Annotated in this window: 15 protein-coding genes; all 15 read right to left on the bottom strand. The window is 59.6% G+C overall.

Annotated elements, in window-relative coordinates:
* Positions 1–29: 29 nt before the first annotated feature.
* A complete protein-coding gene (rnhB, locus tag LQ249_RS07710) occupies positions 30–662 on the bottom strand; it encodes a ribonuclease HII (protein WP_017844751.1) in 633 nt (210 codons plus the stop codon).
* A complete protein-coding gene (gene lpxB, locus LQ249_RS07705; RefSeq protein ID WP_017844750.1) occupies positions 659–1798 on the bottom strand; it encodes a lipid-A-disaccharide synthase in 1140 nt (379 codons plus the stop codon). The genes rnhB and lpxB overlap by 4 nt, the downstream gene beginning before the upstream one ends.
* A gap of 2 nt (positions 1799–1800) precedes the next feature.
* Positions 1801–2577 (bottom strand): acyl-ACP--UDP-N-acetylglucosamine O-acyltransferase, encoded by a 777-nt coding sequence (gene lpxA / locus LQ249_RS07700; protein ID WP_046384462.1) that lies wholly within the window; start codon positions 2575–2577, stop codon positions 1801–1803.
* Positions 2574–3014, bottom strand: a complete 441-nt coding sequence (fabZ, locus tag LQ249_RS07695) for a 3-hydroxyacyl-ACP dehydratase FabZ (RefSeq protein WP_003172281.1) — start codon at positions 3012–3014, stop codon at positions 2574–2576. Before fabZ ends, lpxA begins: the two co-directional genes overlap by 4 nt.
* A 110-nt stretch (positions 3015–3124) precedes the next feature.
* Complete coding sequence (gene lpxD, locus LQ249_RS07690; RefSeq protein ID WP_017844748.1) at positions 3125–4180, bottom strand: UDP-3-O-(3-hydroxymyristoyl)glucosamine N-acyltransferase; 1056 nt, start codon at positions 4178–4180, stop codon at positions 3125–3127.
* A gap of 3 nt (positions 4181–4183) precedes the next feature.
* Positions 4184–4687, bottom strand: coding sequence for an OmpH family outer membrane protein (locus LQ249_RS07685; protein WP_003172279.1), 504 nt, complete (start codon positions 4685–4687; stop codon positions 4184–4186).
* 44 nt (positions 4688–4731) lie between these two features.
* Entirely contained in the window at positions 4732–7119 is a 2388-nt protein-coding gene (gene bamA, locus LQ249_RS07680; protein ID WP_057004719.1) for an outer membrane protein assembly factor BamA, read from the bottom strand.
* A 74-nt stretch (positions 7120–7193) separates the two neighbouring features.
* Positions 7194–8546: a sigma E protease regulator RseP gene (gene rseP, locus LQ249_RS07675; RefSeq protein WP_017844746.1), complete on the bottom strand. Its 1353-nt coding sequence runs from the start codon at positions 8544–8546 to the stop codon at positions 7194–7196.
* Positions 8547–8599: 53 nt separating this feature from the next.
* Positions 8600–9790, bottom strand: coding sequence for a 1-deoxy-D-xylulose-5-phosphate reductoisomerase (gene ispC / locus LQ249_RS07670; protein WP_017844745.1), 1191 nt, complete (start codon positions 9788–9790; stop codon positions 8600–8602).
* Complete coding sequence (locus LQ249_RS07665; protein ID WP_017844744.1) at positions 9787–10593, bottom strand: phosphatidate cytidylyltransferase; 807 nt, start codon at positions 10591–10593, stop codon at positions 9787–9789. The genes ispC and LQ249_RS07665 overlap by 4 nt, the downstream gene beginning before the upstream one ends.
* Positions 10593–11348, bottom strand: coding sequence for a polyprenyl diphosphate synthase (gene uppS, locus LQ249_RS07660; RefSeq protein WP_017844743.1), 756 nt, complete (start codon positions 11346–11348; stop codon positions 10593–10595). Before uppS ends, LQ249_RS07665 begins: the two co-directional genes overlap by 1 nt.
* 16 nt (positions 11349–11364) lie before the next feature.
* The gene (gene frr / locus LQ249_RS07655; protein WP_046384466.1) at positions 11365–11922 is read right to left on the bottom strand and encodes a ribosome recycling factor; all 558 of its coding nucleotides are present in this window, start codon (positions 11920–11922) and stop codon (positions 11365–11367) included.
* On the bottom strand, positions 11919–12662 hold the full coding sequence (gene pyrH / locus LQ249_RS07650; protein WP_003172271.1) for a UMP kinase: 744 nt from the start codon (positions 12660–12662) through the stop codon (positions 11919–11921). The genes frr and pyrH overlap by 4 nt, the downstream gene beginning before the upstream one ends.
* A 210-nt stretch (positions 12663–12872) precedes the next feature.
* Positions 12873–13736, bottom strand: a complete 864-nt coding sequence (tsf, locus tag LQ249_RS07645; RefSeq protein ID WP_046384467.1) for a translation elongation factor Ts — start codon at positions 13734–13736, stop codon at positions 12873–12875.
* 191 nt (positions 13737–13927) lie between these two features.
* Entirely contained in the window at positions 13928–14665 is a 738-nt protein-coding gene (gene rpsB, locus LQ249_RS07640) for a 30S ribosomal protein S2 (protein WP_017844740.1), read from the bottom strand.
* Between the last annotated feature and the right edge of the window lie 18 nt (positions 14666–14683).

Raw genomic sequence — 14683 nt, 5'->3', positions numbered from 1 at the left:
GGGCCTGGGCAAAAACATCAGCCTCGCGACTAAACCTCGCTGAGGCTCTCGCGCTGTTCGTAAGCCAGGCGCACCGGGGCGAACGAGCGGCGGTGGATCGGCGTCGGGCCGAGACGGGCCAGCGCTTCCAGATGAACGGGCGTCGGGTAGCCTTTATGGCCCGCAATGCCGTAGCCGGGGTAGATCAATTCGAACGCAGCCATTTCACGGTCACGGCTGACCTTGGCCAGAATCGAGGCGGCCGCGATGGCGGGCACCTTGCTATCACCCTTGACCACCGCTTCAGCCGGCATCGCCAGTTTCGGGCAGCGATTGCCATCGATCATCGCCAGTTTCGGGGTGATATGCAGGCCCTCGACGGCGCGCTGCATGGCAAGCATGGTGGCGTGGAGGATATTCAACTCGTCGATCTCTTCGACTTCGGCCCGGGCAATATGCCAGCTCAGGGCTTTTTCACAGATCTCGTCGAAGAGTTTTTCCCGACGCGCTTCGGTGAGTTTCTTCGAGTCGTTGAGGCCGAGGATCGGCCGGTTCGGGTCAAGAATCACCGCCGCCGTCACCACGGCACCACAGAGCGGGCCGCGCCCGACTTCATCCACGCCGGCCACCAGTTCGTGGGCTTGCGCGACCAGGCTGAAATCCAGCCCCATTTGCGTCGTCATAGGGCTTCCTGTTTATGGCCGATCAAGGTCAACACGGCATCCGCCGCCTGGTTTGACGCATCGCGCCGCAGGGTGCGGTGGATCTCGTCAAAGCCGCGGGTCTGCTCTTCGCCGCCGTCGATCAAGGGGAGTAGCGTCTGCGCCAGGGCTGCGGGCGTTGCATCGTCCTGCAACAATTCCGGCACCAACAGGCGCTGGGCCAGCAGATTGGGCAAGGAGATGTAGGGGCTTTTAACCATGCGCTTGAGAATCCAGAAGGTCAGCGGCGCCAGGCGGTAAGCCACGACCATCGGACGCTTGTACAGCAACGCCTCCAGGGTCGCGGTACCCGAGGCGATCAGCACCGCGTCGCACGCCGCCAGGGCCAGGTGCGACTGACCATCGAGCAGGGTCAACGGCAGGTTGCGTCCTTGCAGCAAGGTTTCGATCTGTGCGCGACGTTGCGGGCTCGCACACGGCAGCACAAAGCGCACGCCAGGCTTCATGATCAGCAGGCGCTCGGCGGCATCAAAAAACAGCGCGCCCAGGCGGCCCACTTCGCCACCCCGACTGCCCGGCATCAGCGCGACCAGCGGGCCGTCCGGCAAGCCCAGTTCGGCACGCGCCGCAGCACGATCGGCGTGCAGCGGGATGGTGTCGGCCAGCGTGTGCCCGACAAACCGCACCGGCACGCCCTTCTCTTCGTAGAAACGGGCTTCGAACGGCAGCAAGGTCAGCATCAAATCACAGCCTTCGCGGATCTTCAGCACGCGCTTCTGCCGCCACGCCCACACGGACGGGCTGACGTAATGCACGGTCTTGATCCCGGCCTGACGCAACTTGAGTTCGATATTGAGGGTGAAATCCGGCGCGTCGATTCCGATGAACACGTCAGGCTTTTCTTGGATCAGGGTCTGAATCAGCAGCTTGCGCCGTGCCAGCAGCTCACGCAGACGGCCCAGCACTTCCACCAACCCCATGACCGACAAGCGCTCCATGGGGAAGTAGGAGGTGAGGCCTTCAGCCTGCATCAACGGGCCGCCCACGCCAATGAACTCGACCGCCGGATGCTGGGCCTTGAGCGCCCGCATCAGCCCCGCGCCCAGGATATCGCCGGAAGCTTCCCCGGCGACCAATGCGATACGCAGATTGGCCATGATCAGCGCGTGATGCCGCGGGTCGACGCCTGGATCGAGTCACGGAACACCGCGACTTCCGGGAACAACATTGCCGGCTCGGTCAGTTCGGCCAATGCCTGCTCAACCGTCAGGCCCTGGCGGTAAACCACCTTGTAGGCGCGACGCAGGGCGTGGATCGCATCGTCGCTGAAACCCCGACGACGCATGCCTTCGAAGTTCATGCTGCGGGCTTCGGCAGGGTTGCCGAACACCGTGACGAACGCCGGGACATCCTTGCCGATAGCCGTGCCCATGCCGGAAAAACTATGGGCGCCGATGTGGCAGTACTGATGCACCAGGGTGAAACCGGACAGGATCGCCCAATCGTCAACGTGTACATGGCCTGCCAACGCGGTGTTGTTGACCAGGATGCAGTGGTTGCCGATCACGCTGTCGTGGCCGATATGCGCGTAGGCCATGACCAGGTTGTGATCACCCAACGTGGTCTCGGCACGGTCCTGCACGGTGCCACGGTGAATGGTCACGCCTTCACGAATGATGTTGTGATCACCGATTACCAGGCGTGTTTCTTCCCCCTTGTACTTCATGTCGGGGGTGTCTTCGCCTATCGAGGAAAACTGATAGATGCGATTGTGCCTGCCAATGCGGGTCGGTCCCTTGAGGATCACGTGCGGCCCGATGACAGTCCCCTCGCCGATTTCCACACCTGCGCCGACGATCGACCAAGGGCCGACCTCAACGTCGGCGGCCAGTACGGCCGACGGATCGATGATTGCGCGAGGGTCAATCAAACTCATAGTTTGCGTTCCGCGCAGATGATTTCGGCGGAGCACACCGGCTTGCCATCCACCGAGGCCTGGCATTCGAACTTCCAGATCTGGCGCTTGCAGCTGATGAACTTGGCTTCCAGGATCAACTGGTCACCCGGGGTGACCGGGTTGCGGAAACGCAACTTGTCGGAGCCCACGAAATAATAAAGCGTGCCGTCGGCAGGCTTGAGGTCGAGCATTTTGAAACCAAGGATACCGGCAGCCTGGGCCATTGCTTCAATGATCAACACGCCCGGCATGATCGGATGCGCGGGAAAGTGGCCATTGAAGAACGGTTCGTTGATGCTGACATTCTTGTAGGCACGAATGCGCTTTTCCTCAACATTGAGGTCCACTACACGGTCCACCAGCAGGAACGGGTAACGGTGAGGCAGGTATTCGCGAATCTCGTTGATGTCCATCATTTCGGGGGGAAGCCTGTAATAAAGATTGGGGGCGGGCGACTAAACGCACGCCCCGCTAGCAAATCAAGGAGGCAGTCTAGCGGCTGTGCACACTTGATATGGAAATGGTATCAGCCTTCTGATGAAGCATTACCGCCAGGGGTCACGTCCCCAACACGCTTTTCCAGCTGCTTGAGACGTCGAGCCATGTCGTCGATGTGCCTCAAACGCGCTGCACTCTTGCGCCATTCAGCCGCAGGCTGCATGGCGGTACCGGACGAATAGGCACCGGGCTCGGTAATCGAGTGGGTGACCATGGTCATGCCGGTGATGAAGACGTTGTCGCAAATATCGATGTGGCCCACCAGCCCTACGCCACCGGCGAGCATGCAATGCTTGCCGATCTTGGTGCTGCCGGATATGCCTACGCAGGCCGCCATGGCGGTGTGATCGCCAATCTGTACGTTGTGGGCAATCTGGATCTGGTTATCGAGCTTCACGCCATTACCGATCACGGTATCGGCCAAAGCCCCGCGATCAACAGCGGTATTGACGCCGATTTCCACATCGTCGCCGATCAATACGCCGCCGACCTGGGCAATCTTGTGCCAAACGCCTTTCGAATTGGCAAAACCGAAGCCTTCGCCACCGATCACTGCGCCCGACTGAATGACCACCCGCTGCCCGATACGCACATCGTGGTACAGGGTCACGCGGGGCGCCAGCCAGCCATCGGCACCGATTTCACAGCGTGCGCCGATAAAGCACTGAGCGCCCACGGTGACACCGGCGCCAATGCGCGCGCCACTTTCGATCACGGCAAAGGCGCCAATGCTCGCCGCAGGATCAACCTGGGCATCATCGGCGATCACCGCCGTCGGGTGGATCCCTCCAGCCGCCTTGGGTTTCGGATCGAACAGGTGGGATACCCGCGCATAAGCGAGGTACGGATCAGGCACCACCAGCGCATCCCCGGCGTAACCCTCGGCGTCAGCAGCCTTCAGCAGCAGGGCTGCGGCTTGGCTATCGGCCAGGTATTTACGGTATTGGGGATTTGCGAGGAAGCTCAACTGAGATGGGCCAGCCTCCTGCAAGGTGGCTAGCCCAGTGATTTCTTTCTCCGGGGAACCACGCAAGGTGGCTCCCAGGAACTCGGCCAACTCGCCGAGCTTGATAGTCGCGGTCATGGCTTACTTCAGCTGGTTCATGCGCTCGATCACCTGGCGGGTGATGTCGTATTGAGGCTTGACGTCAATCACGGCGCCGCGCTCGAACACCAGGTCAAAGGCACCTTTCTTGATGACTTCTTCCACAGCGCTGTCGAGTTTCGGCTTGAGCTGCTTGAGCATTTCGCGGTCGGCAACAGCCTTGGCTTCGTTCAGCTCCTTGGACTGGAACTGGTAGTCACGGGCCTTTTGCTTGAATTCAAGCTCCAGGCGCTCGCGCTCGCCTTGCTGCATCTTGTCGCCACCGGCTACCAGACGATCCTGGATGCCCTTGGCACTGCTTTCCAACGTTTTGAGCTTGGTCAGTTGCGGACCGAACTTCTTCTCGGCATCCACCGCGTACTTCTTGGCCGCGTCGGATTCCAGCAGGGCCATCTGATAGTTCAGGACGGCGATTTTCATCTCGGCGAAGGCCGGGGTGGTTACCAGCACAGTGGCCAGCAGAACCAATTGAGTCAACTTACGCACGATGTACTCCTACAGATCCGTTGTCGTTATCTTGGGTCAGACGCTTAGAACGTCTGGCCGAGGGAGAATTGGAAAATCTGGGTTTCAGCGTTATCCGGTTTCTTGACTGGCATGGCCAGAGCAAAGCTCAACGGACCAAGCGCAGTCACCCACGTCACGCCAACACCTACGGAGCTCGCCAGGTTGCTGAGGCTTACTTCGTTACACTGGGTATTGGACTTCACGCCAGTCGGGTTGGTGACCTGATCGCACTTGGAGTCGAATACGTTACCCACATCCCAGAAAACCGAAGTACGCAGGGACCGCTGATCTTTCACGAACGGCAGCGGGAACAGGATCTCGGCACCACCCTGGATCAGCACGTTACCACCGAATGGCAGTGCGCTAGTGTCCGTATCCGCCACGGTGCCGGTGTTACCGGTCACGCCAGCGCCACGGCTAGGGGTACCACGAGGACCCAGGGTGCTGTCCTTGAAGCCGCGAACCGAGTTGAAACCACCTGCATAGTAGTTCTCATAGAACGGCAAGCCGCTGGTCGAACCATAACCGTCGCCATAGCCCAGTTCAGTGTGCAGGCGCATGGTGTAGTTGTCGCTCAAAGGCTGGAACAACTGGCCACGGTAGTCGAGCTTGAAGAACGACAGGTCGCTGCCCGGCGTGGTGGCTTCCAGGGTCACGCTCTGGGAGTGACCACGGGTGGCCAGTACGCCTTTGTTCAGGGTCGACTCGGACCAGCCGGCAGACGCCTTGAAGTTCAGGAACTGGTCGCCTTCACGACGGGTGAAGTCGAAGATCTCATCCACGGTGTACACACCGGTTTTGATCTTATCCTGCTGCGCGGTCAGGCCGAAGGTCAGACGCGAGGTCTCACTGATCGGGTAACCGATGTTGACGCCGGCACCCAGGCTGTCGATCGCATAGCTGGCAACGTTGACGTCGAGGTCTTTGTAGTCGGTGGTGCGATAGAAGGCGTTGTAGCCCAGGCTCACACCGTCAGCGGTCCAGTAGGGGTCGACATAACCGAAGTTATAGCGGCTCTGGTATTGGCTGCGAGTCAGGCCGATGGAAACCTTGTTACCGGTACCGAGGAAGTTGTTCTGGGTGATCGAACCACCGAGGATCAGGCCGGCACTCTGTGCGAAACCGACGCTGGCGGTGATCGAGCCCGAGGCTTGTTCTTCAACGGCGTAGTTCACGTCAACCTGGTCGTCCACACCCGGTACGGCCGGGGTTTCGACGTTGACTTCCTTGAAGAAGCCCAGACGTTCAAGACGGGTCTTGGACTGGTCGATCAGGTAGGTCGACGCCCAGCCACCTTCCATCTGACGCATTTCACGACGCAGCACTTCGTCCGCAGACTTGGTGTTGCCACGGAAGTTGATGCGGTTCACGTAGGCACGCTTGCCCGGGTCGACCACGAAGGTGATGTCCACGGTGTGGTCGTCATCGTGCGGGGTCGGCACGCCGTTGACGTTGGCGAAGGTATAGCCTTCGTTACCCAGGCGACGGGTGATCAGTTCGGACGTGGTGGTCATCAGCTTGCGCGAGAACACCTGGTCTTTCTGCACCAGCAACAGGGCCTTGACCTGGTCTTCAGGCACTTTCAAGTCGCCGCTGAGCTTGACGTCGCGGACCTTGTACTTCTCACCCTCGTTGACGTTGACGGTGATGTACACATGCTTCTTGTCAGGGGTGATGGACACCTGGGTCGAAGCGATATCCATGTTGATATAGCCACGATCCAGGTAGTAGGAACGCAAGCGCTCCAGGTCACCGGAGAGTTTTTCACGGGCGTACTTGTCGTCGTTCTTGAAGAACGACAGCCAGTTGGTGGTCTTGAGCTCGAACAGGCCGATCAGGTCTTCATCAGGGAACTTGGTGTTGCCCACCACGTTGATGTGCTGAATGGCCGCCACGGTGCCTTCGTTGATGTTGACCTTGAGGCCGACACGGTTACGAGGCTGCGGGACCACTTCCGTTTCCACGGTCGCGGAGTAGCGGCCCTGGGCAACGTACTGGCGTTGCAGCTCGTTACGCACACCCTCGAGGGTGGCGCGCTGGAAGATCTCGCCCTCGGCCAGGCCGGATTGCTTGAGGCCCTTCATCAGGTCTTCAGTGGAGATCGCCTTGTTACCCTCGATCTCGATACTGGCGACAGAAGGTCGCTCGACGACGGTGATGACCAGGACGTTACCTTCGCGACCCAGTTGGATATCTTGAAAGAACCCGGTTTTGAACAGCGCACGAGTGGATTCCACCAGGCGACGGTCATCAGCCTGTTCCCCGACGTTCAACGGCAAGGCACCAAAGACGCTACCCGCGGAAACCCGCTGGAGGCCGTTGACGCGAATATCGGAGATAGTGAAGGACTCGGCGTGAACTTCGGCGATCATCAATACGGTGAGAACCGCAGTTAGCAGCAGACGTTTCATGAAGTCCTTTCTTATTCCAACTGGCAATAAACAAACTGCCGCAAAATGCGGCAGATTCGCAATTCAGCGAAGCGTTACAGTCGTCCCAGATCGTTGACCAAGGCTAACAACATCACCCCGACCACCAAACTGATACCGATCTGTATCCCCCAACCCTGCACCCGATCCGACAAGGGGCGACCACGCACCCACTCGACCAGATAAAACAACAGATGCCCCCCATCCAATACTGGAATGGGCAACAAATTCAGAACCCCAAGGCTAATACTCAGATAAGCCAGGAAATTCAGGAAATCCGCGACACCCGACTGGGCAGAAGCGCCCGCCACTTTAGCAATGGTTATCGGCCCACTCAAGTTTTTTACCGAGAGCTCGCCGAACAACATTTTCTTGAGCGATTCGAGAGTCAGCACGCTCATGGTCCAAGTGCGTTTCGCACCCTCGCCAATTGCCGCCAACGGCCCGAAACTGACTTCGCGCATCATCGACGGCGGCCACTCCGGGCTTTTTACGCCAGCACCGAGGTAACCCCCGGCCGCCTTGGCTTCCCCGCGAACCGCCAGGGTCACGGGGACGTCGATTTGAGCACCATCGCGCTCAACTTTCAGCACAATTTTGGTATCAGGCCGTACACGCACCAGATCGACCACTTGCTGCCAGTCGCCCAGCGCCTGACCATCGAGGGCCAGCAGGCGGTCGCCGGTTTTCAGACCTGCGGCCTGGGCCGGGCCTTTCGGGTCGAGCTCGGCGAGCACCGGCGGCAAGGCCGGGCGCCATGGGCGAATGCCCAGGGACTTGATCGGGTCCGGCTCATCGGCCCCCTTGAGCCAATGGTCGAGGGCCAGTTCACGCGGGGTCTCGGCGGAAGAGTCCTGCTCGCGCACCACCACCTTGACGGTGCCGCTTTCGCCCAGGCGACGTACCAACTGCAAATTGACCGCACCCCAACCGGTGGTTGGTTCGCCATCAATAGAAACAATTTCCTGCCCGGCGACCAATCCCGCCTTCGCCGCCATGCTGTCCGCTTCAACCGCGCCGATCACCGGACGTATCTGTTCGCTGCCGAGCATGGCCAGGAACCAGAAGAACACCATGGCCAACAGGAAATTGGCGATCGGGCCGGCGGCGACAATAGCGATGCGCTGACGAACGGTCTTGCGATTGAAGGACTGGTCCAGTTGATCCGCCGGCACTTCGCCTTCGCGCTCATCGAGCATCTTGACGTAGCCGCCCAAGGGGATGGCCGCGATCACGAACTCGGTGCCGCGGCGGTCGTGCCAGCGCAGCAACGGCATGCCGAAACCAACGGAAAAGCGCAGTACCTTGACGCCGCAACGACGCGCCACCCAGAAGTGGCCGAATTCGTGGAAGGTAACCAGCACACCCAGAGCAACCAGGGTGCCGACAATCATGTAAAGCGCACTCATCTAATTTCTCCGCATTCCAATCCAGTGCCTGAAGACGCAAACACGCCCAAAGACTAACGCGCGTTGCGGTTCAACCATTGTTCGGCCAGGGCGCGGGCCTTGGCATCCGCCTCGAACACTGCCCCCAGATCATTCACAGCCACCACGGGTTCAAGACTCAGAACATCCTCGATGATACTCGCGATCTGCGGAAAGCGGATGCGCTGTTCGAGAAACGCCGCCACCGCCACCTCGTTAGCCGCATTGAGCATCGCTGGCGCGCTGTTGCCCGCCTCCGCAGCTTGCCGCGCCAGGCGCAGGCATGGAAAGCGCTGCTCGTCCGGCGCCTCGAAGTCCAGGCGTGCAATCGCGAACAGGTCCAACGGTGCAACACCGGAATCGATCCGCTCAGGCCAGGCCAGGGCATTGGCGATCGGCGTCCGCATGTCGGGGTTACCCAACTGCGCCAGCACCGAGCCATCCACATAGTCGACCAGGGAATGAATCACACTTTGCGGATGAATCACCACCTCGACCTGATCGGGCCGCGCATCGAACAACCAGCAGGCCTCGATCAACTCCAGGCCCTTGTTCATCATGCTGGCCGAATCCACGGAGATCTTGCGCCCCATGGACCAGTTCGGATGGGCGCACGCCTGATCCGGAGACACATGCTCCAGGTCCGCCAGCGGAGTTTTGCGAAAAGGTCCACCGGATGCTGTCAGCAAAATCCGGCGTACACCGACCTGGCTCAGGCCGCGGGCAAAATCGCCGGGCATGCACTGGAAAATCGCGTTGTGCTCACTGTCGAGCGGCAGCAATACCGCCCCGCTCTTGCGCACCGCCTGCATAAAGAGCGTGCCGGACATGACCAGCGCTTCTTTATTAGCCAGCAGGATCTTCTTGCCCGCATCGACGGCGGCCAGGGTCGGGCGCAAGCCAGCGGCGCCGACGATGGCCGCCACCACGGCATCCACCTCGGCATCGGCCGACACCTGGCACAACCCTTCCTCGCCCACCAGCACCTGAGTGGCCAGGCCGGCGGCGCGCAGGTCATCCTGCAAGCCTCGCGCGGCGGCGACCCCAGGCACGACGGCAAAACGTGGCGCATGGCGCACGCACAGCGCCAGCAGCTCAGTCAGGCGAGAGAAGCCGGTCAATGCGAAAACTTGATAGCGTTCCGGGTGGCGCGCGATCACATCCAGGGCGCTCAACCCTACCGAGCCGGTCGCACCCAGCACGGTAACCTGTTGCAGGCGGCTCACGACGCAGCCATCCACAACAGCACGGCAAAGATCGGGATCGCAGCGGTCAGACTGTCGATACGGTCCAGCACGCCGCCATGTCCCGGCAACAGATTGCTGCTGTCCTTGATCCCGGCCTGGCGCTTGAACATGCTCTCGGTGAGGTCGCCCACGACCGAGATCAATACGACGATGGCCGCGCCCAGCAAGGCCAGGCACAGCTCTTTCACCGACCAGCCACGCACAACACCAACCACGAGCGTGATCACCAAGGTCAAGGCCAGGCCGCCGTACACGCCCTCCCAGCTCTTGCCCGGGCTGACCGCCGGCGCCAGCTTGCGCTTGCCGAAGGCCCGACCGGAGAAGTAGGCACCGATATCGGCACCCCAGACCAACACCATCACCGCCAGGATCAACTCATTGCCGATCGGAAAACGCTTGATCTCCACCAGCCCTTGCCAGGCCGGCAGCAGAATCAACAAGCCGATCACCAGCTTGCAGGCAACACTGGACCACTGGCTGCTGGTGCGCGGATAAGTCAACACCAGGAAGGTCGCCAACGCCCACCACAGCACTGCCGCACCCAACACCCAAGGAGCGAGATCCGGGAGGATGTACATCAGGAACAGCAACAGCGCCACGATGGCGGCATACACCACCCGCGGCAACTGCGCACTGAAGCCGGCCAGGCGCGCCCATTCCCAGGCACCAAGCGTCACGACCAGGCCGATGAACAGCGCAAAGCCGGATCCGTCGAGCAGAAAAAAGCCACACAAGGCAATCGGCAGCAGGATCAGTGCAGTGATGATTCGTTGTTTAAGCATTAAACCCGGGCTCCAGCTTCGATCTGCTCGCTCGTTTTACCGAAGCGACGCTGACGGGAAGCGAAATCGGCCAGCGCTTTACGCATGGCATCGTGTTTGAAGTCCGGCCAGAACAGGTCGGAGAAATACAGCTCGGTATAGGCCAACTGCCACAACAGGAAATTACTGATGCGGTGCTCGCCACCGGTACGGATGCACAAGTCCGGCAGCGGCAGGTCGCCGGTAACCAGGCAGGTCTGCAACAGTTCGGGCGTGATTTCGTCCGGCTGCAGGTGGCCGGCCTGCACTTCGCGGGCAAGCCGTTGCGCAGCCTGGGCGATGTCCCACTGGCCACCGTAGTTGGCGGCAATCTGCAGCACAAAACGGTTACTGCCGGCGGTAATGGCTTCAGCCTCACGCATGGCCGCTTGCAGCTCCGGGTGGAACCGCGAGCGATCACCAATGATGCGCAGCGTGATGTTGTTGTCGTTGAGGCGCTTGGCCTCACGACGCAGGGCCCTGAAGAACAGATCCATCAAGGCACTGACTTCCTCGGCCGGGCGCTGCCAGTTTTCACTGGAAAACGCGAACAAGGTCAACACTTCGACCTTGGCCTCGGCGCACACCTCGATCACTGCCCGTACCGCATCGACACCCGCTTTGTGCCCGGCGACGCCAGGCAAGAAGCGTTTTTTCGCCCAGCGATTATTCCCATCCATGATGATCGCGACATGGCGCGGCACCACGGAGGGCACAGTCTGCTTGGTCTTTTCCATGAAAGCGCCCTGACCCTTATACGGCCATCAAGTCCGCTTCTTTTTGCTTGGTGGCCGCATCGATATCAGCTTCGGCCTTGTCGGTCAGCTTCTGGATGTCAGCCGCCGCACGGCGTTCTTCGTCTTCGCTGATTTCCTTGTCCTTGACCAGCTTCTTCAGCTCGCCCAGGGCATCGCGACGGATGTTGCGCACGGCAACACGTGCATCTTCTGCTGCGCTGCGCGCCTGCTTGGTGAAGCCCTTGCGGGTTTCTTCAGTCAGGGCAGGCATGGAAATCAGCAGCAACTCGCCCAGGTTGGTCGGGTTGAGGTTCAGGCCGGCGCTCTGGATCGCCTTGTCGACCGCCGCGAGCATGTTGCGCTCGAAGGCAACGACTTGCAGGGTGCGCGAGTCTTTTACGGTGATATTGGCCACTTGGGTGATGGAGGTGTCGGCACCGTAGTACGGCACCATCACGCTACCCAGAATGCTGGGGTGCGCCTTGCCTGTACGAATCTGGCCGAACGCATGGGCCAGAGACTCCAGGGATTTGTGCATACGCGCTTGGGCGTCTTTCTTGATTTCGTTGATCATTGTTGGCCTTCCTCGATCAGAGTGCCTTCCGCGCCGCCGTGTACGATGTTCAGCAGGGCGCCGGGCTTGTTCATGTTAAATACGCGCAGCGGCATCTTGTGGTCGCGGCACAGGCAAATTGCCGTCAGGTCCATCACGCCCAGCTTGCGATCCAGCACTTCATCGTAGGTCAGATGATCGAACTTCTCGGCATGCGGGTCTTTGAATGGATCTGCAGTGTATACGCCGTCGACTTTGGTCGCTTTCAACACGACGTCAGCATCGATTTCAATCGCACGCAGGCATGCGGCCGAGTCGGTGGTGAAGAACGGGTTGCCGGTACCGGCGGCGAAGATGACCACCTCCTTGGCGTTCAGGTGGCGCATGGCTTTGCGACGGTCATAGTGATCGGTCACGCCTACCATGGAAATAGCCGACATCACGATCGCCGAGATGTTGGCGCGCTCCAGGGCATCGCGCATGGCCAGGGCGTTCATCACAGTGGCCAGCATGCCCATGTGGTCGCCGGTGACCCGGTCCATGCCCGCCGCACTCAGTGCGGCACCGCGGAACAGGTTGCCACCGCCAATCACCAGGCCGACCTGCACGCCGATGCCGACCAATTGGCCAACTTCCAGCGCCATGCGGTCGAGTACCTTGGGATCGATCCCGAACTCTTCCGAGCCCATCAGGGCCTCGCCGCTGAGCTTGAGTAGAATGCGTTTATAGCGAGCCTGATAACCACTGCCCTGCTGAGCCATTGCGAATCTCTCCTGCGGCGTATTTTAAAAAATTCTTGGCGAGCCGTTTACGGCTTGCGTTCACTCTAGCTGGACGCTATCACAGCGCCATCGGAACACGGCTTTGTAAGCCAGTTCCGAAGGGAAGCCAAATAAAATTAGCCTTCCCATTTGAAAAGAGGCTGCGCGCGTGAGCGGGCAGCCTCTTTCGGGCGACAGTTGAAAACCGTCTTATTGCTTGGCGGCAGCCAGCTGGGCAGCAACTTCTTCAGCGAAGTTGTCGACCGGCTTCTCGATGCCTTCGCCTACTTTGTAGTAAGTGAAGGAAACGATTTCAGCACCGGCTTTCTTGGCCAGTTCGCCAACCTTGATTTCAGGGTTCTTGACGAACGCCTGCTCAACCAGGCTCGCTTCAGCCAGGAACTTGCTGATACGGCCTTTGATCATGTTTTCAACGATGTTTTCTGGCTTGCCCGCGATCTTGTCAGCGTTGAGGCTCAGGAACACCGCTTTTTCGCGTTCGATGGCTTCAGCGGACACTTCCGATGGCAGCAGGAATTCAGGGTTGCTGGCCGCTACGTGCATAGCGATGTCTTTGGCCAGCTCAACGCTGCCGCCTTTAAGGGCAACCACAACGCCGATCTTGTTGCCGTGCAGGTAACCACCGACAACATCACCTTCAACGCGAGCCAGGCGACGGATGTTGACGTTTTCGCCAACCTTGCCGACCAGTACCAGGCGATCAGCTTCTTGAGCGGCGATCAGCGGAGCGGCGTCAGTCAGCTTGTCAGCGAACGCTTTCTCAATGCTGGCAGCAACAAATGCCTTGAAGTCGTCCTGCAGAGCCAGGAAGTCGGTCTGCGAGTTCACTTCCAGCAGAACTGCGGATTTACCGTCTTCTTTCAGCGCGATGGCGCCTTCAGCAGCAACGTTGCCTGCTTTCTTGGCAGCCTTGATGGCGCCCGAAGCACGCATGTCATCAATGGCTTTTTCGATGTCGCCGCCAGCCTTGGTCAAGGCCTTTTTGCAATCCATCATGCCTTCGCCGGTACGCTCACGCAGTTCTTTAACCAACGCTGCAGTAATCTCTGCCATTTCAAAATCCTCTTGGATAGGTTTTCAACCATTCCACCCGATCAAACGGGCGATCAATTCTTCCCGAATCACCCTTGTAGGCCGCTGCACGTTACAGATGTTGTAGCTGCGCTGCCGACAAATGGTTTTCGAGGGGGCAAAAAGGGGGCCAAGCCCCCTTTTTGCTTACTGAGTCAACGCCAGGGCGTCAATTACTCAGCTGCGGCTACCGGAGCTTCTTCAGCGAACTGCTCGGTACCACCAGCAACGTGGTTGCGACCGCGGATGACAGCGTCAGCCATCGAACCCATGTACAGCTGGATAGCGCGGATGGCGTCATCGTTGCCTGGGATGATGTAGTCAACGCCTTCTGGGCTGCTGTTGGTATCGACTACGCCGATAACAGGGATGCCCAGCTTGTTGGCTTCGGTGATCGCAATGCGCTCGTGATCAACGTCGATAACGAACAGTGCGTCAGGCAGACCGCCCATGTCCTTGATACCACCCAGGGAACGATCGAGCTTTTCCAGGTCGCGAGTACGCATCAGCGCCTCTTTCTTGGTCAGCTTGGCGAAAGTACCGTCTTCGGCTTGCACTTCAAGGTCACGCAGACGCTTGATGGAAGCACGGATGGTTTTGAAGTTGGTGAGCATGCCGCCCAACCAGCGGTGATCGACGTACGGCGAACCGCAACGTGCTGCTTCTTCAGCAACGATCTTGCCAGCGGAACGCTTGGTGCCGACGAACAGAATCTTGTTTTTGCCCTGGGCCAGACGCTCTACGAAAGTCAGAGCTTCGTTGAACATTGGCAGGGTTTTTTCAAGGTTGATGATGTGGATCTTGTTACGCGCGCCGAAAATGTATTTACCCATTTTCGGGTTCCAGTAACGGGTCTGGTGACCGAAGTGCACACCGGCCTTCAGCATATCGCGCATGTTGACTTGGGACATGATAGTTCCTTAATAAGT

It is taken from the genome of Pseudomonas sp. 7-41, assembly GCF_021233075.1.
Lineage (GTDB): Bacteria > Pseudomonadota > Gammaproteobacteria > Pseudomonadales > Pseudomonadaceae > Aquipseudomonas > Aquipseudomonas veronii.
Note: the sequence above shows the minus strand (reverse complement) of the source record. Positions and strands in the feature narration are given on the sequence as shown.

Excerpts from the sequence above, each read along its gene's own strand:
- rpsB (WP_017844740.1), bottom strand. The coding sequence starts at position 14,665 with ATGTCCCAAGTCAACATGCGCGATATGCTGAAGGCCGGTGTGCACTTC.
- lpxD (WP_017844748.1), bottom strand. The coding sequence starts at position 4,180 with ATGACCGCGACTATCAAGCTCGGCGAGTTGGCCGAGTTCCTGGGAGCC.
- fabZ (WP_003172281.1), bottom strand. The coding sequence starts at position 3,014 with ATGATGGACATCAACGAGATTCGCGAATACCTGCCTCACCGTTACCCG.
- lpxB (WP_017844750.1), bottom strand. The coding sequence starts at position 1,798 with ATGGCCAATCTGCGTATCGCATTGGTCGCCGGGGAAGCTTCCGGCGAT.
- pyrH (WP_003172271.1), bottom strand. The coding sequence starts at position 12,662 with ATGGCTCAGCAGGGCAGTGGTTATCAGGCTCGCTATAAACGCATTCTA.
- frr (WP_046384466.1), bottom strand. The coding sequence starts at position 11,922 with ATGATCAACGAAATCAAGAAAGACGCCCAAGCGCGTATGCACAAATCC.
- rseP (WP_017844746.1), bottom strand. The coding sequence starts at position 8,546 with ATGAGTGCGCTTTACATGATTGTCGGCACCCTGGTTGCTCTGGGTGTG.
- bamA (WP_057004719.1), bottom strand. The coding sequence starts at position 7,119 with ATGAAACGTCTGCTGCTAACTGCGGTTCTCACCGTATTGATGATCGCC.
- LQ249_RS07665 (WP_017844744.1), bottom strand. The coding sequence starts at position 10,593 with ATGCTTAAACAACGAATCATCACTGCACTGATCCTGCTGCCGATTGCC.
- uppS (WP_017844743.1), bottom strand. The coding sequence starts at position 11,348 with ATGGAAAAGACCAAGCAGACTGTGCCCTCCGTGGTGCCGCGCCATGTC.
- rnhB (WP_017844751.1), bottom strand. The coding sequence starts at position 662 with ATGACGACGCAAATGGGGCTGGATTTCAGCCTGGTCGCGCAAGCCCAC.
- lpxA (WP_046384462.1), bottom strand. The coding sequence starts at position 2,577 with ATGAGTTTGATTGACCCTCGCGCAATCATCGATCCGTCGGCCGTACTG.
- tsf (WP_046384467.1), bottom strand. The coding sequence starts at position 13,736 with ATGGCAGAGATTACTGCAGCGTTGGTTAAAGAACTGCGTGAGCGTACC.